This is a genomic window from Uliginosibacterium sangjuense (assembly GCF_059132465.1).
On the sequence record NZ_CP101132.1, the window covers coordinates 1,770,508 to 1,791,462 of the forward strand.

Annotated in this window: 22 protein-coding genes; 2 read left to right on the forward strand and 20 right to left on the reverse strand. The window is 68.6% G+C overall.

Annotation, left to right across the window (positions count from 1 at the left end; all coding sequences use genetic code 11):
• The first annotated feature begins 76 nt into the window (after positions 1-76).
• Complete coding sequence (locus NMB43_RS08045; protein WP_494351631.1) at positions 77-964, forward strand: MBL fold metallo-hydrolase; 888 nt, start codon at positions 77-79, stop codon at positions 962-964.
• 249 nt (positions 965-1,213) lie between these two features.
• Here the strand turns inward: NMB43_RS08045 and trmA are convergent, their stop codons facing one another.
• The 20 genes from trmA to NMB43_RS08145 all read right to left on the reverse strand — a co-directional run bounded on the left by trmA (position 1,214) and on the right by NMB43_RS08145 (position 17,920).
• Positions 1,214-2,293: a tRNA (uridine(54)-C5)-methyltransferase TrmA gene (trmA, locus tag NMB43_RS08050; RefSeq protein WP_494351632.1), complete on the reverse strand. Its 1,080-nt coding sequence runs from the start codon at positions 2,291-2,293 to the stop codon at positions 1,214-1,216.
• An 85-nt stretch (positions 2,294-2,378) separates the two neighbouring features.
• Positions 2,379-2,786 carry a hypothetical protein gene (locus NMB43_RS08055; protein ID WP_494351633.1) on the reverse strand — a complete coding sequence of 136 codons (408 nt, stop codon included), beginning with the start codon at positions 2,784-2,786 and terminating at the stop codon, positions 2,379-2,381.
• 27 nt (positions 2,787-2,813) lie between these two features.
• Positions 2,814-3,248: a heavy metal-binding domain-containing protein gene (locus NMB43_RS08060; protein ID WP_494351634.1), complete on the reverse strand. Its 435-nt coding sequence runs from the start codon at positions 3,246-3,248 to the stop codon at positions 2,814-2,816.
• A 14-nt stretch (positions 3,249-3,262) separates the two neighbouring features.
• Positions 3,263-4,468 (reverse strand): beta-ketoacyl-ACP synthase, encoded by a 1,206-nt coding sequence (locus NMB43_RS08065; RefSeq protein ID WP_494351635.1) that lies wholly within the window; start codon positions 4,466-4,468, stop codon positions 3,263-3,265.
• A gap of 20 nt (positions 4,469-4,488) precedes the next feature.
• Entirely contained in the window at positions 4,489-5,214 is a 726-nt protein-coding gene (gene fabG / locus NMB43_RS08070; protein WP_494351636.1) for a 3-oxoacyl-ACP reductase FabG, read from the reverse strand.
• On the reverse strand, positions 5,211-5,681 hold the full coding sequence (locus tag NMB43_RS08075) for a hotdog family protein (protein WP_494351637.1): 471 nt from the start codon (positions 5,679-5,681) through the stop codon (positions 5,211-5,213). The genes fabG and NMB43_RS08075 overlap by 4 nt, the downstream gene beginning before the upstream one ends.
• Positions 5,674-6,873: a beta-ketoacyl-[acyl-carrier-protein] synthase family protein gene (locus tag NMB43_RS08080; RefSeq protein WP_494351638.1), complete on the reverse strand. Its 1,200-nt coding sequence runs from the start codon at positions 6,871-6,873 to the stop codon at positions 5,674-5,676. Before NMB43_RS08080 ends, NMB43_RS08075 begins: the two co-directional genes overlap by 8 nt.
• Entirely contained in the window at positions 6,870-7,400 is a 531-nt protein-coding gene (locus tag NMB43_RS08085; protein WP_494351639.1) for a DUF3261 domain-containing protein, read from the reverse strand. The genes NMB43_RS08080 and NMB43_RS08085 overlap by 4 nt, the downstream gene beginning before the upstream one ends.
• Positions 7,397-9,715: an MMPL family transporter gene (locus NMB43_RS08090; protein ID WP_494351640.1), complete on the reverse strand. Its 2,319-nt coding sequence runs from the start codon at positions 9,713-9,715 to the stop codon at positions 7,397-7,399. Before NMB43_RS08090 ends, NMB43_RS08085 begins: the two co-directional genes overlap by 4 nt.
• The gene (locus tag NMB43_RS08095) at positions 9,712-10,470 is read right to left on the reverse strand and encodes an outer membrane lipoprotein carrier protein LolA (RefSeq protein WP_494351641.1); all 759 of its coding nucleotides are present in this window, start codon (positions 10,468-10,470) and stop codon (positions 9,712-9,714) included. Before NMB43_RS08095 ends, NMB43_RS08090 begins: the two co-directional genes overlap by 4 nt.
• Entirely contained in the window at positions 10,458-10,889 is a 432-nt protein-coding gene (locus NMB43_RS08100) for an acyl-CoA thioesterase (RefSeq protein ID WP_494351642.1), read from the reverse strand. Before NMB43_RS08100 ends, NMB43_RS08095 begins: the two co-directional genes overlap by 13 nt.
• Positions 10,886-11,824: a lysophospholipid acyltransferase family protein gene (locus NMB43_RS08105; protein WP_494351643.1), complete on the reverse strand. Its 939-nt coding sequence runs from the start codon at positions 11,822-11,824 to the stop codon at positions 10,886-10,888. The genes NMB43_RS08100 and NMB43_RS08105 overlap by 4 nt, the downstream gene beginning before the upstream one ends.
• Positions 11,821-12,567 carry a glycosyltransferase family 2 protein gene (locus NMB43_RS08110; protein ID WP_494351644.1) on the reverse strand — a complete coding sequence of 249 codons (747 nt, stop codon included), beginning with the start codon at positions 12,565-12,567 and terminating at the stop codon, positions 11,821-11,823. Before NMB43_RS08110 ends, NMB43_RS08105 begins: the two co-directional genes overlap by 4 nt.
• On the reverse strand, positions 12,564-14,261 hold the full coding sequence (locus NMB43_RS08115) for an ApeI family dehydratase (protein ID WP_494351645.1): 1,698 nt from the start codon (positions 14,259-14,261) through the stop codon (positions 12,564-12,566). The genes NMB43_RS08110 and NMB43_RS08115 overlap by 4 nt, the downstream gene beginning before the upstream one ends.
• Complete coding sequence (locus tag NMB43_RS08120) at positions 14,254-14,817, reverse strand: COG4648 family protein (RefSeq protein ID WP_494351646.1); 564 nt, start codon at positions 14,815-14,817, stop codon at positions 14,254-14,256. The genes NMB43_RS08115 and NMB43_RS08120 overlap by 8 nt, the downstream gene beginning before the upstream one ends.
• Positions 14,814-15,062 carry an acyl carrier protein gene (locus tag NMB43_RS08125; protein WP_494351647.1) on the reverse strand — a complete coding sequence of 83 codons (249 nt, stop codon included), beginning with the start codon at positions 15,060-15,062 and terminating at the stop codon, positions 14,814-14,816. Before NMB43_RS08125 ends, NMB43_RS08120 begins: the two co-directional genes overlap by 4 nt.
• A 14-nt stretch (positions 15,063-15,076) precedes the next feature.
• Positions 15,077-15,337: a phosphopantetheine-binding protein gene (locus NMB43_RS08130; protein WP_494351648.1), complete on the reverse strand. Its 261-nt coding sequence runs from the start codon at positions 15,335-15,337 to the stop codon at positions 15,077-15,079.
• Positions 15,321-16,109 (reverse strand): lysophospholipid acyltransferase family protein, encoded by a 789-nt coding sequence (locus tag NMB43_RS08135; RefSeq protein WP_494351649.1) that lies wholly within the window; start codon positions 16,107-16,109, stop codon positions 15,321-15,323. Before NMB43_RS08135 ends, NMB43_RS08130 begins: the two co-directional genes overlap by 17 nt.
• Complete coding sequence (locus NMB43_RS08140; RefSeq protein ID WP_494351650.1) at positions 16,106-16,837, reverse strand: beta-ketoacyl synthase chain length factor; 732 nt, start codon at positions 16,835-16,837, stop codon at positions 16,106-16,108. Before NMB43_RS08140 ends, NMB43_RS08135 begins: the two co-directional genes overlap by 4 nt.
• A 3-nt stretch (positions 16,838-16,840) precedes the next feature.
• On the reverse strand, positions 16,841-17,920 hold the full coding sequence (locus tag NMB43_RS08145; RefSeq protein WP_494351651.1) for a methyltransferase: 1,080 nt from the start codon (positions 17,918-17,920) through the stop codon (positions 16,841-16,843).
• Between the two features lie 187 nt (positions 17,921-18,107).
• On the opposite strand from NMB43_RS08145, the gene NMB43_RS08150 reads away from it, so the two are divergent.
• Complete coding sequence (locus tag NMB43_RS08150; protein WP_494351652.1) at positions 18,108-20,954, forward strand: putative bifunctional diguanylate cyclase/phosphodiesterase; 2,847 nt, start codon at positions 18,108-18,110, stop codon at positions 20,952-20,954.
• The last annotated feature ends 1 nt before the right edge of the window (position 20,955 follow it).

Here is a 20,955-nt window from a genome sequence, read left to right on the forward strand (position 1 = left end):
GAACTTTATCTACCAAACCGCAAAACATAAAGTTCGTTCCGTCGCATCCCTGCACACCCCATTCAAGGAGATTCACATGTTCAGCCTCAAGCAGATCGCCCGCTCCCTCTTCCCCGCCCTGGCCCTGGGCGTCGTCGCCAGCACCGGCGCCAGCGCGCAGACCGCGCCGCTGACGCTCAAGGTCTACAACGCCGACGGCAACAGCTTCAACGTGAACGCCGTGGTGGTCAGCGGCAAGAGCGAAGCGCTGGTGATCGACAGCGGCTTCACCCGCGCCGATGCGCTGCGCGTGGCGGCCAATGTGCTGGACAGCGGCAAGACGCTGAAGACCATCTTCATCAGCAATGCCGACCCGGATTTCTATTTCGGCGCCGAGACGCTGAAGCAGCTCTTCCCCCAGGCGCAGGTGGTGAGCACGCCGGCGGTGCGCGAGAAGATCGCCGCCAAGCTCGCCGGCAAGCTCGCCTTCTGGGGCCCCAAGATGGGCGCCAATGCGCCGCAGCAACCCATCGTGCCGGACGCGCTGACGGGCTCCACGCTGACCGTCGATGGCGAGGCCATCGAAGTGCGCGGCACCACGGGTGAGCTGGCGCATCGCCCCTACACCTGGATTCCGTCGATCAAGGCGGTGGTCGGCAACATCGCGATCTTCGGCAATCTGCATGTGTGGACGGCGGATACGCAGAAGGCCAGCGAGCGCAGCGCCTGGTATGCGCAGCTCGACGAGATCGAGGCGTTGCAAGCGACGACGGTGGTGCCGGGTCACATGGCGGCCGGTACGGCGCTGGATGCCAGCAGCATCCGCTACACCCGCGACTACCTGAAGCGCTTCGACACCGAGGCCGACAAGGCCAAGACCGGCGCCGAGCTGATCGAGGCGATGAAGCGCGCTTACCCGAATGCCGGCCTGGGCATCGCGCTGGACATCGGTGCCAAGGTGCGCAAGGGCGAGATGAAGTGGTGATCGCCTAGGAGCGAGGCGCCCCTTAGGCCCTGTTCGCGATCTTTGGTACGGCCTTCAACCCCACCCCAACCTCCACTCTCGCCCCTGTATGGGCTCGCGGCTGCGCGGGCGGAGTGCAATGCACTCCGAATTCCCCGCGTCGCCCCCTTGTCAGGGGAGCGCGTTCGTGGCGGCCCGGTCCGGGGAGTTCCTCCTCGGACAAAAGGGGCGCCTGCTCAAGGGAAAAGGGGCGCCCCGGCCCGCCGCGGTTCAGTCCCTGGCGGAGAGCAGCAACCCACACTCCAGGTGGTGGGTGTAGGGAAACTGGTCGAACACGGCCGCTGCGCTGATCTGGTGCGTGTCGTGCAGGGCGGCGACGTTGTCGCGCAAGGTCTGCGGATTGCACGAGATGTACAGGATGTGGGCGAAGCCACGCGCCAGCTCTACCGTCGCAGGGTCCAGCCCGCAGCGCGGCGGGTCGACGAAGATCGTGCTGAAGGCGTAGCTGTCGAGGTCGATCTCGCGTAGCCGACGGTACTCGCGGCCACCGGCCAGGGCGTCGCTTATCTCGTCGCTGGACATGCGCGCGAGCGTCACGTTCTCGATGCCGTTGGCATCCAGGTTGTAGAGCGCGGCACGCGTGGAGGACTTGCTGACCTCGGTGGCGAGCACCTTGTCGAACATGGGGGCTAGGGCGACGGTGAAATTGCCATTGCCGCAGTACAGCTCCAGCAGGTCGCCACCAAGGCCCCTCGCCTGGGCGAGTGCCCAGCCCAGCATCAGGCGGTTGGTGCCGGCATTCGGTTGGCTGAAGCTGCCTTCGATCTGCTGGTAGCGCAGGTGGCGGCCGTCCAGCTCGAATGCCTCCAGCAGCCAGTCGCGGCCCAGTACGAGCTTCTGCTTGTGGCTGCGGCCGATGATCTGTGCGTTGAATTCCTCGCCCAGCTTTTGCGCTTCGGCCTCCCAGTCGGCGTCCAGCTTGCGGTGGTAGAGCAGGGTGATCATCAGCTCGCCGCTGAGCGTGGACAGGAAGTTCACCTGGAACAGCTTGTGGCGCAGCACCGGGCTGGCCTGCAGGCGCGCGCGCAGCGGTGGCATGGCCTCGCAGATGCGTAGCGAGGCGGCCGGGAAGGTTTCCATCAGCAGCGGACGCTTCGGGTCGGCCGGGTCCGACATGGCGAAGTCCAGCCGTTCGCCCTGATGCCAGATGCGGAACTCGGCACGCATGCGGTAGTGCTGCGGCGTGGATTCGAAGACTTGCGGTTCCGGCAGGTCGAAGGGGGCAAAGTCGGCGCGAAAAACGGCCAGCTTCTCTGCGAGTTGGGTTGCGTAATCGTGAGAGGAAGACACGTGCGTTGCGATCGAAACGGGGGCTGGTTGGGGGAAGAGCAAGGCCCGCCGTAGCGGGCCTCGTTTCTGCCTGGATTCCAGGAGCTTAGTTCATGGTGGCAGCAGCGCGTGCGGCTTGCAGCAGATTCCTGACCCAGTCTTCGTACTTCGGGTGAATCACGGGGACCCCATCGCGGACGGCATAGTTCATGTTGATGCTGTCGACGTAGCTCACCTCGACAGCCTTGCCGTCAATCGCCTTCACGTCGATCACCACGGTGTGCTTGTTGCGGACCAGAATGCTCAGACGGAGTGTGTCGCCTTCTTCCTTCGTGACGGTCCACCCCTTCTGCATTGCGCCGGCCTTGATGGCCTTGTTCAGCTTGGCCTGGTCGGCTTCACCGGTGAGGATCTGTTGCTTGCCGAAATCGGGAATGGGCTCATCACGCGCGAGCGCCCCCTGGCTGAGCATCAAGACAACAGAAAAGAGAAGGGTTTTCAGTAGAAGCTTCATGTTTCTAGTCATCCTCCCGAAAGGCAATTACTTGAGTTTGACGAACTCGGCCTTCAGTGCGACGCCGGCCATGATGCCGCCGGCATGACATTCGTACTCGGTCTCGCTGGAGAACTCGATGTTCTTGTAGTTGCTGCGCACGTTGATCACTGCATCGGCGCCTTTCTGGGCGGCGGACTCGGCCAGGCGCTTCAGGGCGCTGGCCATGACCCAGCGGCAGGCCTCTTCGTCGGTCTTGTTGAAGGCGTTGGTCTTCTGGCTGGTGGTGAACTCGCCCAGGCTCTTCTCGACGGCAGGCGCTGCCTGCTTGCCGAAGTAGAACTTCACGTTGCTGAACTTGGCGGCTTCCGGCCCCTCGACAACGTCCTTGATCGGCAGTTTGTGTTCGGTGTCGCGTGCTTGTGCGGCACCCGCGGCGATAAGGGCAATGGCAAGGGCTGCGAGTCGAGACGTGTTTTTCACCTGGGCTCCTTTCATTAGGGGAGGCGTTTGAAGATCAGCGAGGTGTTGATCCCGCCGAAAGCGAAGTTGTTGCTCATGACATATTCGCCGTCGATCTGGCGTGGGGCGTCCTGGATGTAGTCCAGCTCGCCGCAGCGCGGGTCGACCTCGCGCAGGTTCAGCGTCGGGGCGAACCAGCCCTCGCGCTGCATGGCGATGCTGTACCAGGCTTCCAGCGCACCGCAGGCGCCCAGGGTGTGGCCCATGTAGCTCTTGAGCGAGCTGAGCGGCATGCGCTTGCCGAATACTTCCTGCGTGGCCTGTGTTTCGGCGATGTCGCCCTGCTCGGTGGCGGTGCCATGGCCATTGACGTAGCAGATGTCTTCCGGCTGCAGGCCCGCCACGGTCAGTGCCTGGCGCATGGCTTCGGCCATGGTGGCGGCGCGCGGCTGGGTGACGTGGGCGCCGTCACAGTTCGTTCCATAGCCCACCAGCTCCGCGTGGAGGGTGGCGCCACGTGCCACTGCGTGGTCCCAGTCTTCCAGGATCAGCGTGCCGGCGCCTTCACCGATGACCAGTCCGTCGCGTGCCGCATCGTAGGGGCGGGGGCTGCATTCTGGTATGTCGTTGGTCGTCGAGGTGGCGAACAAGGTGTCGAACACCGCCGCTTCGGTGGGGCATAGTTCTTCGGCACCGCCGGTGACCATGGCAGTGGCATAGCCGTGGCGGATCGCCTCAAAGCCGTAGCCGATGCCCTGGCTGCCCGAGGTGCAGGCGCTGCTGGTGGTGTAGACGCGCCCGCACAGTCCGAAGTAGACGCCGATGTTGACCGGCGCGGTGTGCGCCATCATGCGCAGGTAGCTGTTGGCGTTGAGACCGTCGGTGGTCTTGTCCATCAGCATGCGGCCGAAATCCTGCGTGGCCGCAGTGGAGCCCATCGAGGAGCCGTAGGCGATGCCGACGCGGCCGCTGGTGAGCAGCGGGGCGCCGAGCAGGCCGGCATCACGCAGGGCCAGTTCGGTGGCACGTACCGCCATCAGGGCGACGCGCCCCATGCTGCGCGTGCGCTTGCGGTCGTAACCTTCGCTCGGCAGTTCGAAGGGCGCCGCCGGCGCGGCGAGGCGCGTCTGCAGGCCTTCGTACTGATCCCACTCCGGCATGTGGCGCACGGCGTTGCGCAGCGACAGCAGGTGCGCGCGCACCGTGGGCCAGTCGTGGCCCAGGGGGCTGAATCCTGCCATTCCGGTGACTGCGACGCGCTTCAAACCATGCCTCCGTTGACGTTGATGACCTGGCGCGTGATGTACGCGGCATCGTCGGACATCAGGAAGGCCACGGTGGCGGCCACTTCCTCCGGCGCGCCGGCGCGTTGCATCGGGATCATCGCCAAGGCCTGCTCCAGCACCTCGGGCGTGGCCATCTCGGTGTCGATGAGACCGGGTGCCACGCAGTTCACGGTGATCCTGCGCTTGGCCAGTTCCACCGCCAGCGCCTTGGTCGCGCCGATGATGCCTGCCTTGGCCGCGCTGTAGTTGACCTGGCCCCGGTTGCCCGTCACGCCGGACACCGAAGAGAGCGTCACGATGCGCCCCGGCTTGCGCGTCTGCACCATCGGCAGCACCAGCGGATGCAGGACGTTGTAGAAGCCGTCGAGATTGGTGTGCAGCACGCTGTCCCACTCGGCCTCGGTCATGGCTGGGAAGGCCGCGTCGGCGTGGATGCCTGCGTTGCACACCACGCCGTAATAGCAGCCATGGGCGGCGATGTCCGCCTCCAGCGTGCTGCGTGCGGCGGCCCGGTCGCCGACGTCGAACTGCAGCACGCGGGCCAGGCTGCCCAGGCTGGCGATCTCGGCGGCGACGGCCTCGGCCTCGGCGACACGCGAGCGGCAATGCACCACCACGTGGTAGCCCTCGCGGGCCAAACGCAGGGCGATGGCGCGACCGATGCCACGACTGGCGCCGGTCACGAGTACGGTCTTGCTCATGCTTCTTGACTCTGTTGCAGGTAGGCCGCGGCGTCGGCGGGTTCGAACACCGACAGGCCAGCCTCGGCCGCGAGGCCGGATTCATCTTCTATCGTGCAGCGGAAGGCGGCCAGGCCGTCGCTTCCCTGAAACTCCCTGGTTGCCGTGACCCGCAGCAGGCTGCCCAGCGCGAAACGCGGCCGGTGGCAGATCTGCTTGCGTGTGCCCAGCAGGAAACCGAGCTTGGGCGCCTCCCCCCGGAGGCGCCAGCAGTGGCCGGCGAAGGCGCCGACTGCCTGGGCCATGTATTCGATGCCGACCCAGGCTTCCACCGCGCCATTCTCGCAGAATGGGCTGTCTTCGCGGATACGGACTTCCGCCACGACATAGTCCTCGCCGATCTCCACGCAGCGGTCGAGCAGCAGCATGCGGTCACGGTGCGGCAGCAGGCTGGCGATCTCGGGCAGGGTGGAAGGGGCTTCAGTCATGGCGGGATTCCTGGCGCGAGAAGATCAGCGCGGCGTTGTTGCCGCCGAAGGCAAAGGAGGTGGACAACACATGCCGCAGCGGCTTGTCCGCGCGTTGACCGGGGCGCACCAGGTTCAGCGCGGGCAAGGCCGGGTCAGGCTGGCCGTCGTCCAGGTTGGGTGGCAGGCGTTGCTGCTCGTCCAGCAGGGCGAGCCAGCACAGGCCGGCCTCCACCGCAGCGGCGGCGCCCAGTGTATGACCGGTCAGCGCCTTGGTGGAGCTGGCCGGCACTTGTGGGCACAGCGCGCCGAACACGCGCGACTCCATGGCGTCGTTGAGCGGGGTCGCGGTGCCGTGGCAGTTGATGTAGTCGAGTTGATCGGGCGTGAGGCCGGCACGCGCCAGTGCCTGCTCGATGGCCCGCCGCGCACCGCGCCCCTCCGGCTCCGGGGCCGAGATGTGGTGCGCGTCGGAGCTCTCGCCCCAGCCCGACAAGGCGACCGGGCCAGCATTAGCGTTCGCCTCACGGCTCATCAGGAACAGGCCGGCGCCCTCGCCGATGTTGATGCCGTGGCGCTTGGCCGAGAAGGGCAGGCAGCGCTCGGCCGATACCGACTCCAGCGCCGAGAAGCCGGCTACGGTGAAGCGGCACAGGCTGTCCACGCCGCCCGCGATCACCAGGTCGGCCACGCCGGATTGCAGCAGGCGGGCGCCGGTGGCCAACGCGCGTGCTGACGAGGAACAGGCGGTGGAGATCGTGTAGGCCGGTCCTTTGGCCCCTGCGAGATGCGCAGCGAAGGCCGCCGTGTTGCCCAGCTCATGCTGCGACAGGTGGTAGCCGGTGGGCCACTGGCCGTCGGCGGTGCGCGCGGCCAGTGCGGCCTCGGTCTCGCTGATGCCGGAGGTGCTGGTGCCCAGGATCACCGCGATGCGCTGCGGGTCCAGCCCTTGCGCCATCTGGCGGTAGCGCGGCTCGATCTGGGCGAAGGCGGCGGCCAGCAACTGGTTGTTGCGGCTGCGGAAGGCCGGCGGGTGGTCCTCCAGCGCGGGCAGCGCCGCATCCACCAGGCCCAGTGTGAGCGGGCGGCCGGGGCTGTAGCGGTCGGTGACGCGCATGCCCGGCGCATGGCCGGCGAACAGGTTGGCGAGGATCGCGGCCGGCGTGTCGCCAAGGGCGCACAAGAGGCCCAGCTCGTGCAGGTAGATCGTCATGGCAGCAGCTCGGATCGGATGTCGAGGTGGTAAGAGGCGTCGGCGTGGCGCAGGCTCAGCTCGCCTTGCCAGCGGTTCGTGCCCTGGTAGCGGATCTCGCTGAGCAGGCGCTCGCCGGCCATCACGCGGCGCCACAGGCCCTGCGCGTCGCGCCCCTCCAGCAGGCTTTGGCCGGCGGGCAGGGCGGCGCGCAGCGCCGGCGCGTCCGTCACCACCAGCAACAGGTCGTTGAGGATGCGTTCCGGTGGCAGGTCCGGGGGCAGGCGATTGTCGCCCACCACCAGGCGCTCGCCATCGTAATCCAGGCTCAGCAGGCGGATGCCCAGGTTGTGGGCGACCAGGTGTAGGTGACCATCGGCGACCTCCACCACCGCGTCGAAGCTGCGCGTCTGTTCGCCCACGCTGATGCTCACCAGTTGTTGCACGGCGCGCTCCCCCAGGCTGGCGGGCGAGACTCGCAGCAAGACCGGTGGCGTGCTGACGCAGCCAAGCAGCAGGGCGCACAGCAGGAGCAGGCAGCGCTTCATCGCGGCGCCTCCGCATGGCGGAACATGGGGGCCAGCAGGGCCGACAGCGCGACGCCGCAGAAGATGGCGAAGCCGAAGCTGTGCAGGGCCGGCGTGCTGGAGAAGGCCAGCAGGCCGAAGGACAGCACCGTGGTCGAGGCGGCCAGCAGGGTGGCGACAAAGCTGCGCGGGTCGCCTTGGCTGTCCACGATGAAGATGCCGTAGTCGACGCCCATGCCCAGGATGACCAGCAAGGCCAGCACGTTGAGCAATTGCAGTGGCATGCCCAGGGCGCCCATTACGGCCAGGGTGGCGGCCCCGGCCAGCAGCACGGGGGCCAGCACGCGCAGGCTGTCGCGGCGGAAACGCCACCACAGCAGCGGCACGGCGGCGGCGATGGCCAGGGCGCACAGCCACAGCAGGCGCTGGCGGTATTCGCCGAACAGCAGCGAGATGCGCGCCGGCTTGTCCACCCAGCGCAGCTGCTGGCCGTCGGCCAGGCTGGCCAGGCGTGCCGCCGTGGCGCGATCGTGCAGGCCGCTCAGCAGCACGACGCTGGCATACTCGTTGCCGGCGCCCTCGGCCGTGCTCCCCAGCCACAGGGCATCAAGCAGCGGCGCGAGCGGGGAGTGGCGCAGGTCCGCCAGGGTGAGCGGGCGGGTGCCGGCGGGCGTCGGTTGCCAGTCGGACTCAAGCTCCAGCGCCTGGCGTAGCGCGGTCAGTGCCTCTCCCGTCAGCAGGCGCTGGTTGGCTTCGATCAGCGGGTTCTGCTGCGCCAGCGGGATCAGCCAGTCGCTCAGTGCCTGGTAGCCGCTCAGGCCGCCACGCTGCACCTCGCTGCGCAGGCGCGCGGTCAATGCGGCCTCGCGTGCCAGCACGGCCTGTTCGTCGGGCCCGCTGACGAGGAAGAATTGCGCCGGGCTGGGCAGGCCCAACACGCGCGAGACGGTGGCCTGTTCGGCGACCAGCTCGGGGCGCGTGCTGACCAGGTTGCGGATGTCGTCGTCGATCTTCAGGTGGCTGATGCCCAGTGCGCACAGGCCGGCGGCGGCCAGCCCCAGGGCGATGCCGCGCCAACCCTCGGGCCAGCGCGGATAGCGCTGCGGCGCGCGCAACAGCCAGGCAGCGGCGGGGCCGGCGTGCAGCGAGGCGGGTGCGATGAAGGGGTACCACAGCATCACGCAGAGCCAGGCGGCGCAGATGCCGATGGCGGCGAACATGGCCATCTGCGCGAGGCCGGGGAAGGGCGTCAGCAGCAGACCAAGATAGCCCACCACCGTGGTCAGCAGGGCCAGCAGCATGCCTGGCAGCAGCTTGCGGTAGCGCTCGGTCGGTGGCATCGGCGAGTCGATGCTGCTACCGAGCGAGTGCTCGGCATAGTCGACCGCCACCCCGATCAGGCTGGCGCCGAACACCAGGGTCAGCAGGTGCACGCGCTCAAACAGTAGGAAGCTCGCACCCACAGCCCACAGGCTGCCCATCAGCACCGGCAGCAGCATCAGGGGCAGGGCGCGCCAGCCGCGGAAGCTCAGCAGGGTCAGCAGGATCACGCCCAGGGTGGAGCCGTTGCCGATCAGGTTCAACTCGCTTTGTGCGGCACGCGCGGCGGCGGCGGCATGCACCAGCACACCAGCGCGCTGCACGCTCAGTTGCGGATGCGTCGCGCGCAACTCGCTGATCGCGGCCGTGACCGCACGGTCGATGCTTTCCTGTACGGCCAGCGAGAACACGCTGCCGCCGACGCGGTAGTTGAGAAGCACATGGGTCTGGCCGTCGTGCTGCGCTTCCAGCAGCCCATCGACCGGGCGCGCCGGGCTGCTGCCGGCGCGTTCCAGCAACCAGTTGCCGAACAGGCCATAGGGATCGTCCTGCCACGGCAGGCCGCTGGGTGAGACGGGGTTGAAGGCCAGCGCTGCCGCGCGCGCTGTCCACACAGGAATCGGCTCGAACTGCATGGCTTCGAGGTCAGCCCGGGCGGCCAGGCCTGCACGGAAAGGCTTGAACCAGTCGCGCAGCGTGGCCGGGTCCAGCTTGCTGGTCTGCTCTTCCAGGGCCAGGCCTTGCAGGCGCTGACGCAGCGCGCGCGCGCCGGCGCGCACCTCGGTGCTGTCCGCGCCGCTGACCATCAGCACCAGTTGTCGTTCGCCCTGGCGGGCCAGGCGCTCCAGCACGGCTTCGGCGCGTGCGTCGCGGGCATCGCGCGGCAGCAGCGCAAACAGGTCGCTGTCGATGCGTGCGCGCCAGTCCTCGAAGCGCTGCACGCCGAGGCCGCCCAGCAGCAGGCTCAAGGCCAGCCACAGCCAGGCGCCCAGGCGCAGCAGGCGCATGCCGCTCATTCGAAGGCGGCCTTCTCGGTTGCGCTGGGCTGCTCCGCGCTGCTGTGCTGGCGCATCTCGATGCGCGTCTGGTCGCCGCTGGGCGACAGCAGGGTCACGCTGTCGACCTGGGTGTTGCCGGCCAAGCGGATTTCGCTGATGAGCTGTGCCATGCCACGCTCGCGCGGGCTCAGCACGAGCTGCCAGCGCTGCGCATCCAGCGTGCCCTTGACCTCGAACAGGCGCGCCAACGGGGCCAGCTCGCCGCCCATGACGGCGCTCAGCACCTGGCTCACGGTGGCCACCACCGGCTCCTTGTCGGCCGACAGGCGCGTGCTGTTGCCGCGCGCATCCTTCTGCAGCAGTTCGCGCGGTGTCACGCGCAGCGTCTGGGCGAAGGGCTTCTCGGTCTGCCACAGCACGCCCTGGCCGCGTAGCACCAGGAAGCGGCCCTCGGCGGTCAGCGGCTTGCGGATGCCGGCGAGCTGGCGCGTCTGCACGAATTCACCGCGCAGCACGGGCGCATCCACGAGGCGGCCACGCACCTCGGAGAGCAGGTCGGCATGGGCGGTGCTGGCCAGCAACAGGAGTAGGCCCGCGAGCGGCGCGCGCAACAAGCCCGCACCCGTCGTTCCTGCGCAGGCTGGAACCCAGTGACTTTTCAGCCACGTCCAACGACGCTGGATGCCTGCTTTCGCAGGCATGACGGCCAGGTGAGGCCCGCTGGCGTAGGGCACGCAGGCAAGGCGGAAAACGGCCAGGATCAGGCGTCGCATGGCGGCTCCAGGCCCAGCTTTTCGAACAGCACGGGGGGCGAGACGAAGCGCAAGGCCTGGTTGTCGGCATGGATCGCCACCTGCACGGTATGGGCGCGCGTCAGGCGTTCGCCGCTCCCGGCGTCGCGGATCGTGTAGCGGATCTTGAGCCGGTGTTCCCATTCCACGATTTCGGCCTCGACGCGGATCACCTGCAGGTAGCGCAGGGGACGCGCGTAGTGGATGTGCATCTCGACCACCGGCCACAGATAGCCCGATTCGCTCATCTGCGGGTAGTCGTAGTCGATGCTCTGCAGCAAGGCGCAGCGCGCCACTTCCATGTACTTGGCATAGTGGCCGTGCCAGGCCACCGCCATCGGGTCCAGGTCATGGAAGGGAATGGTGATTTCGACCGAGGCCGACCAGGGGCTGTGCTTCATGATGATTGTCTGGCCTGGGCGCTGGCCCAGAAGGGGAAGAAGTTGAACCATTGCAGCGGTGCAGCCTGGCATTCGGCGGCGAGACGCCCCACGTACTGCTCGGCCAGCGGGCGGATGCTGCCCACGCGGTCGCGCCGATCCAGGCGCACCTCCTCGGCCAGCATGCTGATGCTGAAATGATGCACGCCCTCGCGCTGGCTGGTCAGCAGGCACAGCAAGGGACAGCGCAGCAGGCCGGCCAGCACGTAGGGGCCGATCGGGAAATCCGCCTCGGCGCCGAGGAAGGGCAGGCGGATGGTGGCGCGGCTGTCATCCAGCGGCACGCGGTCGCCGGCGATCATGATGAATTCGCCGGTTTCGACCTTGGCTGAGAGCTGCATCGCGGTGCCCGGGTCCAGCGCGCCGACCTGCAGCAGGGACAGGCCGCTGTCCGGGTTGAGGCTGGCGAGCAGGGCGTTGAAGCGCTCCGCATGCCGGGTGTGCACCATCGCGTTGATGCGCAGGCCGTGCAGGGCACCGGCCACGCGTGCGACCTCCAGGTTGCCCATGTGCGCCATCACAACCACCGCGCCGCGTCCGGCGCGGGCCAGCGCTTCCATGTGCTCGGCGCCGTCGAAATGGACCGGCCAGGCGCGTTCGCCACCCCAGGCGCGCAGCTTGTCGAGCAGGGTCTCGCCAAAGGCCATCACATGGCGGAATACGTTGCCGAAACTTGGCGCGGGTGTGCTGCCACCGCTCACCCCATGCAGGCGGGCTAGGTAGTCACGCGAGGCGGCACGCGCGGCGGGCTTGGTCAGCACGTACCACAGGATCACCGGGTACAACGCGAGACGGAACAGCGCGCGCCCGCCGACGCGGTTGAGCCAGAACAGGATGCGCATGCCCAGCACGAAGCTGGACTCGCCGATCCTTGCCCAGTGCGTGGGCGTGCTCATCGCCAGCGTCCTTGCAGCAGGCGCCACAGCAGCTTCGGTGCGCGCGGCAGCATGCAGAAGAAGAGCTTGGCGTGCATGCCGGAGATCAGCAGGTTGTCGCGCAGCACATCGAAGTGCGACACCCCATCTAGCGGGTAGTGCACCGGCGTCTTCAGGTTGATCACCGGCACGCCGGCCCAGTCCAGGCGCACCAGCACCTCGGGGTCGAAATCCATGCGCTGCCCCAGGCGCGGTTGGTCGATGACCGGCATCACCGAGGCCAGCGGATAGATGCGGAAACCGCACATCGAGTCGCGGATACGCAGCGACAAGGTGTTGATCCACACCCAGATGTGGGTGGCATAGCGGCCGTAGAGCCGGCCCTTGGGCACGCTGGCGTCGTAGGCCGGGCAGCCGGTCACGACGGCTTCGGGATTGCTTTGGGCGGCTGCGATGAAGCGCGGGATGTCGGCGCAGTCGTGCTGGCCGTCGGCGTCGATCTGCAGGGCGTGGCTGAAGCCGCGTGCGGCTGCGCGGCGCAGGCCGGCCGACACGGCCGCGCCCTTGCCACCGTTGACCGGCAGGCGGACCAGTTCGATGTGCTGCGGGTCGGCGTCGGCCAGCGCGTCCAGCACGGCCGCGCAGGAAGGCTGGCTGGCGTCATCGACCAGGATTACCGGCAGGGCATGCGCGCGGATGCCGGCCACCACCTGGCCGATGGCGTGTTCGTGGTTGTACACCGGGATCACCGCGACGAGCTTCATGCCGACTGCCCCAGGACGAGGCGGCCGCTGGCGTGGCGATGCGTGCCGCTGCGGTATTCGAAGCTGAGACTGCCGCGCTCGGCCTGCCAGTCCAGTTGCAGTTCCACCTCCATGCCGGGGCGGATGACCTGCTGGAACTTCACCACCTCCAGCCTCAGGCAGTCCGGCGGCAAGGCGAAATGGCGGCGCGCGAAGTGCATGGCCCAGTCGATCTGCGCCACGCCGGGCAGGATCGGTGCTGCGGGGAAATGCCCCTCGAAATGCGCCAGATCGGCGTCGATGGCCAGACGCAGGCGCAGGCTGGCGCCTTCGAGCTGCTGTGCCAGCACGCGCGGCCAGCGCGGCGGGGCGAAGCAGTTGGCCAGCGCGGCTTCGGTCGTCTTGCCCAGGCTGTCCTGCGGCAGGGCCTCGAGGTAACGCCAGCGGCGCGGCAGGCCCAGGGGCTCCACCGCGTCGGCCAGCGCTGCGCGCAGGGCGCGGTCCAGCGCGCCTTTGCCGCCGGCCTGCAGACGGGCGCGTCCGGCCTCGCTCAGCACCACCACCGCGCCCACTTCGCTGCGCGTTGCCTGCAGCACCAGCACGCGGGCCTCGGCAACTTCGGGCAGTTGCTTCAGCGCGGCTTCTACCGCGCTCAGCGAGATACGTTTGTCTTCGACCTTGGCGATGCGGTCACCCCGCCCACACAGGCGGAAGCTCCCTTCTTGCGCTTCGGCCAGATCGCCGCTGACGAACCAGTCCGGCGACTCCAGCCAGGGCGCGCGCAGCATCAGGGGGCGCGGGCCTTCGCCGCCATCCGCCAGTTGCCAGGTGGCGCCAGGCAGCAGCGTCCAGTCCGCCTCGGGGTCCGCGCGCAGCGCGATGGCGCCGGTTTCGGTGCTGCCGTAGATCTCGCCGACTGCACAGCCCAGCTTGCCGGCGGCATCGCGGGCCGCTTCGGCGGGCAGGGGGCTGCCGGCGGACAACACACATTGAATGGCGGGCAGCTCGCGCCAGGGCAGGGTGTCCGGCAGGCGGCGCAGCAGGGCCGGGCTGCTGACGAACACGGCCGGGCGGTCGGCCGGCAGGGACCACAGGGTCTCCGGGCCGGGCAGGGCCGGGGCGAGCAGGCAGCGGTCGCTGCACAGTGGCCAGAAGAAGCGGAAGGACAGGCCGTACATGTGCTGATGCGGCACGCTGCCGGCGATGATCGCCTCGGCCGCCACGCGTGGCCCCAGCAGGGCTTCGATGGCGCGTGTCTCGGCCTCGGTCTGGGCCAGGGTCTTGGCCACGCGCTTGGGGGCGCCGGTGGAGCCGGAGGTCTGCAGCAGGATGCGCGCGTCCGCTGCCAGCGTCTCGGGCAAGGGCTGGGCCGGGCCGGTCCATTCGCTCAGCACGCCGGTCTGGTCCGGCCAGTCGCCCACCAGCAGGAGGCCCTCGGCCCGCAGGGCGCGCACGGTCGCCGGCGTCACCTCGCCCGGCAGCAGGGCGTCGCGCCCGGCGCATAGCGCAGCGATCAGCCACACGGCGGCGGTGTAGGCGTCCTGGGTGTACAGCGCGCAGGCGCCGGCAGGATGGGCGTGCAGGCGGGCCAGGGCGCTGCCGATGTCCTGCGCGAAACGGGCGGGCGAGATGAACGCGCCCTGGCGCAAGGCGACGGGCTGGTGCCGCGTCGCCAGCAGGCGCGGCAGGTGCAGCAGCGGGTGGGCTTCAGACACGGGCGGCTCCGTCCTGCGCGGCAAGGCGGCGTTGCACGCGGCGGCGCACCAGCCATTCACCCGCGAACATTAGACCCATAAGCAGGTAGGCGATGCCGCCGTTGTACAGCGCCCACAAACCTTCGTCGCCACGCAGCACGGTCCACAGCGCGATGCCGCCATTGGCCACGAAGAACAGGCACCAGGCCTGGGTCACGCGGCGGCAATAGGCGGCGATGGGCGCGGTCATGGGCACGCGCAGGCGCACGAAGCGCTCGATCATGCTCGGCGGGCGCAGCAGGGTGAAGGCGAAGGCGCCCAGCAGCGCGGCGTTGATCGCAACTGGGTACAGGCGCACCGGCAGGTCGCTGCGCGCCAGCAAGGCCCAGGCGCCCAGCAAGGCGGCGACCGCGGCGGCCGTCCATGCCCGCCGGCCGCTTTGCAGGAGGGCCAGCGGCAGCAACAGCAGGCCGCCCAGCCACAGCGGCCAGCCTTGCATGTGGCATAACCAGAACAGCGCCGGCAAGGCCAGCGCGAGCGGTATCGCCAGCACGCGGGCGAACAGGCCAGCCTTCATTCGCCGTGGGCGATCTTGTGGATGGCTTCGACCACGTCGCCGACGGTGCGCACGGCGCGGAAGGCATCCGGCGACAGGCGCTGGCCGGTCAGGGTCTTGAGTTTGACCATGAGATCGACGGCGTCGATGCTGTCGATGTCGAGATCCTCGTACAGCCGCGATTCAAGCGTGATGCTGTCGGCCGGGATCTCGAAGGTCTCCTGCAGGGCCTGGGTGATGAGCTGGAAGATTTCCTGCTGGTTCATGGCGGTCCTCCGCTTCAGAGCGTGCGGTTGGCGCTGACGAAGGCGGCCAGGCTGGCAACCGAGCGGAAGTGCGCGCGCGTCTCGGCGGCCTCGGCCGCGAGGTGCACGCCGTAGCGCTTCTGCAGCGCGATACCGAGCTCCAGCGCGTCGATGGAATCCAGCCCGAGGCCCTCGCCGAACAGCGGCGCATCGGTGTCGATGTCGGCCGGAGCGATGTCTTCGAGATTCAGACTGTCGATGATGAGTTGCTTGATTTCGTCAGCTAGGTTTGACATGGAGCTTCAGTTCCTCGGTGAAATACTGGCGCAGCGCGTCGGTGAAGGCGCGCGCCTCGATCGGGGCTTCGGGACGCGGGGCGATGAGCGCCTCGATGGGCATCTCCTCGCGCGCCTCCACGATGAAATGCGGCCGCCGCTGCGGCACGCGGTACCAGGGGGTGCCCTTGGTCAGCATGGGCTCGGAGGTGCTGATGATGACGGGCGTGAAGCGCCGTGCGCCACGCACCGCCACGTTGGCCGCGCCGCGCTGCAGTTGCATGGGCTGGCCGGGCCGGCTGCGCGTGCCCTCGGGGAAGATGATCAGGGTGTGGCCGGCGGCGAGCGAGGCGATGCAGTCCTCGACCAGGCCGGGGCCGCCGTCGTTGCGGATGAAGCCGGCCAGGCGCAGCGGGCCGATCATGCTGGGGTTGTCCCACAGCGCGGCCTTGACCACGCAGTCGGGGTTGGGCACCTCGCCGATCAGCAACACCACGTCGATCAGTGAAGGGTGGGTGGCCAGGACCAGTTGGCCACCGCGCCGCAGACGTTCGACGCCACGCCATTCCACGCTGATCACGCCGACCGCGATCATCAGGCGGGTAAACAGGCGGAAGCTCAGATGCATCAGACGGCGTGCCCAGCGCTGACGGCGCGCCGGGTCGGGCAACAGGTGCAGCAGGGGCGTGCCCAGCAGCAGGATCAGCACGCCACCGGTGCCGAACACGGTGAAGCAGAAACCGGTGGCGAGAATGCGCCACAGGCGGAACACGGCAGACCACAGGGCGCTCATGCGCTCGCTCCGCGGCGCAGGCTCCAGCCGCCGGACAGCGCGGTGTCCTCCTTGCGCAGCAGACCACGCAGGCAGGCCAGGGCGGGCAGTTCGTCCGCCGCCTCGGCCACTTCGGTGGCGCGCTGGCGCAGCAGTTGCCAGTCCTCGCCGGAGCCCAGCGCCAGCGCGTAGGCATAGGCGCAATCGGTCTCGCGCGGATGCTCGGCGAAGGCCGCGAAGGCGGGCGGCAGGGCTTCCTCGCACACCAGCAGCCAGACTTCCGGCGCGCCATCGGCGAGCAGGGCGGCGGCTTCGATCAGGCCGGCGGCATAGCTGTCCAGTCCGGCGGATACGGCCGAGACCGGGGCCGCGAGCTTGCGGTCGATGGTGTAGAGCCCGGCTACCGCGTTATGTACCGCCACGCTGAAACCTTGTGGCGAGACCGCGCCGCTGGCCTGAAGCTCTTCCAGCAGGCCCAGGCAGCGTCCCAGTTCGCCATGCCGCGAGGCGAACACGATGCTTTGTCCTTCATGTGCGCCCAGGCCGTAGGCACATTCCAGTGCCATGCGGCCGAACGGTGCGAGGCGCCGGCGCAACATTGGCGCCATGGCGGCGACGGCGGGCGTGTGCGACTCGCTCGCATCGGGGGCGCCGTGGGCCCAGGCCAGCCAGGCGGCCGCATCCGGCCGTTGTGGTGCCCACGCGGCCCAGCGGCGGAGGGTGAAGGAGGCCAGGGGGGACTGCGCCATGGTTCAGCGCGCGCGCTTGAAGCGCAGCAGGGAATGCGACAGGCCCAGGCCATCGACGATATCGACCAGACGCAGGCCGGCGGCTTCGGCACAGGCGATGTACTCGCTGGCGCGGTAGATCTTGCTGTTGCCATTGGCCATCGCGGTGAAATAGGGCGAGGTGTTGATCAGGCAGTAGGAGGCGGCAGCGTGGCGCTGGCGGTCCCAGAAGGTGTCCAGTACCAGCACTTCGCCGGCATCGGCCAGGGCTCCGGCGGCACGGCCGAAGAGCTGCTCGATCTGGGCCAGGGTGAAGCAGGACAGGAACTGGCTCATCCATACCACGTCCTGCTCGCCGGGCAGCGGTGCCGGATCGTTGAGCAGGTCGATGGCGTGCAGTTGGGTGCGCGCGCTCAGACCGGCTGCGGCAATGTTCTTGCGAGCTGCTTCGAGCTGCACCGGCAGGTCGACCAGGGTGACCGTCACCTGCGGGTCGTGGCGCAGACATTGCAGCGTCCACTTGCCCGTGTTGGCGCCGATGTCCATGAGGCGGCGCGGGCGATGCAGGAAGGCGTGCGGCAGGGCCGCCGGGAAAGCGCTGTCGGAATAGTGCTGGTCGAAGCGGAACCAGGCGCTGCGTGCCGGCTCGGGCAGGATGGACAAGCCCTGGTAGATCGTCGGCCAGGGGCCCAGATGGCGCAGTCCGACGGGGCGCGCCTCGTCCAGGCTCTGCTCCAGGTCGGCCAGGCCGGCGTAGCAGACCTCATGGACGAAATCCATGTTGATACGCGCCTGAGGGTCGTTGAGGACGAAGTAGCCGGTCTTGTCGAGCGCGTAGCGGCCCTCTTCATCCTGGCTGACCACCTGGGCCGACAGGCAGCTTTCCAGCAGCAGGTCGACCGCGTAGGCCGAGAGGCCCAGGAGTTCGGCCAATTGCGCCGGGGTCTGCGGCCCCCGCTGGGCCAGGGTGGCCAGCAGGCCTTTCTTGAGGGCCAGGCGGACACACTGGAAGACAACCGGGCCGAAGGCGATCTTGTGCGCCTCGAACTGGGCGTCGAGCGCATTGAGCGCGGGGCGTCGGGACAGCGGGGCGGGCGCGTTCATGGGCAGGGACAGGCGTGGAATACGGGCGAATACACAGCGGCTGGGTGCGGCAGGCGCAGGATTGTACCGTGCCCGGGGCGGTGGGCGGGTTGCCTCCCACAACGGGCAGGGCGTGTGCTGCACTGCACGTCAAGCTTGTCCGGGCAGGGTCGATATAGTGTGGGATATGCCGAGGAATGACACCCAGATGTCCAGCGATCAGAGCGCCGCTCCGGGGACGGCCCTGGTGGTGCTCATGGAGCACCCCCGGGTCGTGCTGGCTGCTGCCCTGGCCGTGGTGCTGGTGATCGCGCTGGCGGGCTACGCGCTGGCGGCCAGCGTGCTGGAGCGGCGCCAGGAAGAGACCGTGCAGGCGGTCGGGGCCGTGGTGCAGCAACGCTTCCGTGAGCGGGCGGACGAGTTGCGGCGTGCCGTGTCGCGGCTGGCCGGTGACGAGGCCTTGCGCGACATGCTGGTCACGCTGACGCGCAGCGACATTGAACCAGGCGCCGGCATGCGCCAGCTCATGCAGACCCAACTGGCCCATGCCGGGCTGGGCAGCCCCCTGGTGCTGGCGGTATACGACCGCCGCGGCCAGCCCCTGGTGTATGTCGATGGCCGTGGCGACCTACCGTCCAGTGGCTTTTTCACTGAAGGTGAAGCCAATGCGGGGATCAGCGGCGGGCAGTACGCCACCCCGCTCAAACGCGATGCGCTGCGACTGGGGCCCGGCGGGGTGCCGGCCTGGCGGGCGGTACAGGGCGAGTACTGCCTGATGCAGTCCGCCCCGGTGCAGGCGCTGCGCCAGCTCGCCGGGCATGTCGCCATTCTGCTGTGCTCGCCCGAAGAGGCGCTGGGTGTGGTGCCGCCGTCCGGTTCCCGGCTCAGCTTCGACTGGTGGCCGGATCTGCCGGGCCAGGCGGTGCAGAAGGGGGAGGATCTGCAGCCCACCCACCTGATGGAGGCCGCCGAGCTGATGCCGATGAGCCCGACCGAAGAGCCCGGCAAGCCCTTCCGCGAGGAGGATGGCCTGCGGCTGGCCTTGCGCCTGCCGGGCGACGTGGCCGGGCCGGAATACCTGGTGCTGGGTCTGCACGGTGCGGAGCAGCAGTTCGATCTCGGGGAATTGTCCGGCGCCAGCCTGGTGGCGGCGCTGCTGGCCGCACTGACGGCGGTGCCGCTGTGCCTGTGGCGGGTGCGGCGGCGCATCGCGCCGGCGGTGGCCCGCCTGGATCGCGCCCTGCAGGCGCTGCGCGTGGGTGATTTCGCGGCGGTCCAGAGATTGGCCGAAGGGGCGGATGAGCGGGCATTCGGGGGGGGTGAGCTGTGGCGCCTGGGCGAGCTGGCTTCGGTGCAGGCCCTGCGCAGCCAGGAACTGAGCCTGTGGGCGAGCGTGTTCCAGCGCGCGCGCGACGCCATCTTCATCTGCAATCCGGACGGCATGGTGCAATACGTCAACGTGGCCTTGCTGGGCATCAGCGGTCAGTCCGCCGAGGACCTGCTGGGGCGTCAGCCCTCCTTCCTGCGTACCGGCTTGCATGACGAGGCCTTCTACGTCTCCTTCTGGCAGACGCTGGCGCAGGCCGGCGAATGGCATGGCGAGATCTGGGACCTGCGCGCCGATGGCAGCAGTTTCCCGCTGTGGCTCAGCATGACGGCCATCCGCGACGAGGCCGGCGAGGTGACGAACTACCTGGGCATGTACCACGACATCTCCGAGCGCAAGGCACAGGAGGCGCAGATCCGCCACTTGGTGCACTTCGATGCCCTGACCCACCTGCCTAACCGCAGCCTGCTGCGCGACCGCCTGCAGGTGGCGCTGGCGCATGCGCAGCGCGAACAGGGCATGGTGGCCCTGCTGTTCGTCGATCTCGACCGTTTCAAGCTGATCAACGACACCCTGGGTCACACGGTGGGCGACGGTCTGCTCAAGGAGGTGGCCGAGCGCATCAAGCGTGCGGTGCGTGGCTCCGACACCGTATGCCGGCAGGGGGCGGACGAGTTCATCGTGATGCTCGACCGCGTGCGCAACCAGCAGGATGCGGAACTGGTGGCCGAGCACATCATCGCGGTGCTGGCCCCGGTCATCAACGTGATGGGCCACGAGTTGTCGATCACCACCTCGATCGGCATCAGCCTGTTCCCGCAGGACGCACGCGATGCCGACGAACTGATCCGCAAGGCCGATGTGGCGATGTATCACGCCAAGTCGCTGGGGCGGAACAACTACCAGATGTTCCGCAAGACCATGGCCGAGCATGCGGAGGAATCGCTGTCACTGGAGCAGGAGCTGCGCCTGGCGGTGGACCGCGACGAATTCGTCCTGCATTTCCAGCCGCAGGTGGCGATCGCCACGCGCAAGCTGATCGGCGTTGAAGCCTTGGTGCGCTGGAAGCACCCCGGGCAGGGTCTGGTGTCGCCGGCCACCTTCATCCCGCTGGCCGAAGAGAGCGGATTGATCCTGCAGATCGGCGACTGGGTGCTGCGCGAGGCCTGCCGCCAGCGTGCCGAGTGGACCCGCGCCGGATTGCCGCGCTTCCCGGTCGCCATCAACGTGTCGGCGCTGCAGTTCCGGCAGCCGGATTTCGCGCGCCGCGTGCGCGAGGCCATGAGCCTGTTCGGCGTGGCGGCGGACGAGCTTGAACTGGAGCTGACCGAGAGCATCGTGATGCAGGAGAACGAGGGCGCGGCGCGCACCCTGGCCGAGCTGCAGCAGGTGGGCGTGGGCCTGGCCATCGACGATTTCGGCACCGGTTATTCCAGCCTCGGTTACCTCAAGCGCCTGCCCATCGACAAACTCAAGGTGGATGGTTCCTTCGTGCGTGGCGTCGAGAGCACCGGGGCCGACCGCGCGATCGTGGAAGCTATCATATCCATGGGGCATGCTCTGGGGCTCACCCTGGTGGCCGAGGGCGTGGAGCAGGCGAGCACCCTGCAGGCCCTGCGCAGCCTGGGCTGCGAAATGGCCCAGGGTTATTACTACAGCCGCCCGATGGAGGCCGAGGCGTTTGCTGCCTGGCTGGAGGAGTTCGGGGCTGGCGGCGAAGCGGGTTGAA

What these genes read in the sequence shown, in the direction of transcription:
- NMB43_RS08045 (WP_494351631.1), top strand. Translation starts at nt 77, where the DNA reads ATGTTCAGCCTCAAGCAGATCGCCCGCTCCCTCTTCCCCGCCCTGGCC.
- NMB43_RS08055 (WP_494351633.1), bottom strand. Translation starts at nt 2,786, where the DNA reads ATGAAGCTTCTACTGAAAACCCTTCTCTTTTCTGTTGTCTTGATGCTC.
- NMB43_RS08065 (WP_494351635.1), bottom strand. Translation starts at nt 4,468, where the DNA reads ATGGCAGGATTCAGCCCCCTGGGCCACGACTGGCCCACGGTGCGCGCG.
- fabG (WP_494351636.1), bottom strand. Translation starts at nt 5,214, where the DNA reads ATGAGCAAGACCGTACTCGTGACCGGCGCCAGTCGTGGCATCGGTCGC.
- NMB43_RS08075 (WP_494351637.1), bottom strand. Translation starts at nt 5,681, where the DNA reads ATGACTGAAGCCCCTTCCACCCTGCCCGAGATCGCCAGCCTGCTGCCG.
- NMB43_RS08080 (WP_494351638.1), bottom strand. Translation starts at nt 6,873, where the DNA reads ATGACGATCTACCTGCACGAGCTGGGCCTCTTGTGCGCCCTTGGCGAC.
- NMB43_RS08085 (WP_494351639.1), bottom strand. Translation starts at nt 7,400, where the DNA reads ATGAAGCGCTGCCTGCTCCTGCTGTGCGCCCTGCTGCTTGGCTGCGTC.
- NMB43_RS08090 (WP_494351640.1), bottom strand. Translation starts at nt 9,715, where the DNA reads ATGAGCGGCATGCGCCTGCTGCGCCTGGGCGCCTGGCTGTGGCTGGCC.
- NMB43_RS08095 (WP_494351641.1), bottom strand. Translation starts at nt 10,470, where the DNA reads ATGCGACGCCTGATCCTGGCCGTTTTCCGCCTTGCCTGCGTGCCCTAC.
- NMB43_RS08100 (WP_494351642.1), bottom strand. Translation starts at nt 10,889, where the DNA reads ATGAAGCACAGCCCCTGGTCGGCCTCGGTCGAAATCACCATTCCCTTC.
- NMB43_RS08105 (WP_494351643.1), bottom strand. Translation starts at nt 11,824, where the DNA reads ATGAGCACGCCCACGCACTGGGCAAGGATCGGCGAGTCCAGCTTCGTG.
- NMB43_RS08110 (WP_494351644.1), bottom strand. Translation starts at nt 12,567, where the DNA reads ATGAAGCTCGTCGCGGTGATCCCGGTGTACAACCACGAACACGCCATC.
- NMB43_RS08120 (WP_494351646.1), bottom strand. Translation starts at nt 14,817, where the DNA reads ATGAAGGCTGGCCTGTTCGCCCGCGTGCTGGCGATACCGCTCGCGCTG.
- NMB43_RS08125 (WP_494351647.1), bottom strand. Translation starts at nt 15,062, where the DNA reads ATGAACCAGCAGGAAATCTTCCAGCTCATCACCCAGGCCCTGCAGGAG.
- NMB43_RS08130 (WP_494351648.1), bottom strand. Translation starts at nt 15,337, where the DNA reads ATGTCAAACCTAGCTGACGAAATCAAGCAACTCATCATCGACAGTCTG.
- NMB43_RS08135 (WP_494351649.1), bottom strand. Translation starts at nt 16,109, where the DNA reads ATGAGCGCCCTGTGGTCTGCCGTGTTCCGCCTGTGGCGCATTCTCGCC.
- NMB43_RS08140 (WP_494351650.1), bottom strand. Translation starts at nt 16,837, where the DNA reads ATGGCGCAGTCCCCCCTGGCCTCCTTCACCCTCCGCCGCTGGGCCGCG.
- NMB43_RS08145 (WP_494351651.1), bottom strand. Translation starts at nt 17,920, where the DNA reads ATGAACGCGCCCGCCCCGCTGTCCCGACGCCCCGCGCTCAATGCGCTC.
- NMB43_RS08150 (WP_494351652.1), top strand. Translation starts at nt 18,108, where the DNA reads ATGTCCAGCGATCAGAGCGCCGCTCCGGGGACGGCCCTGGTGGTGCTC.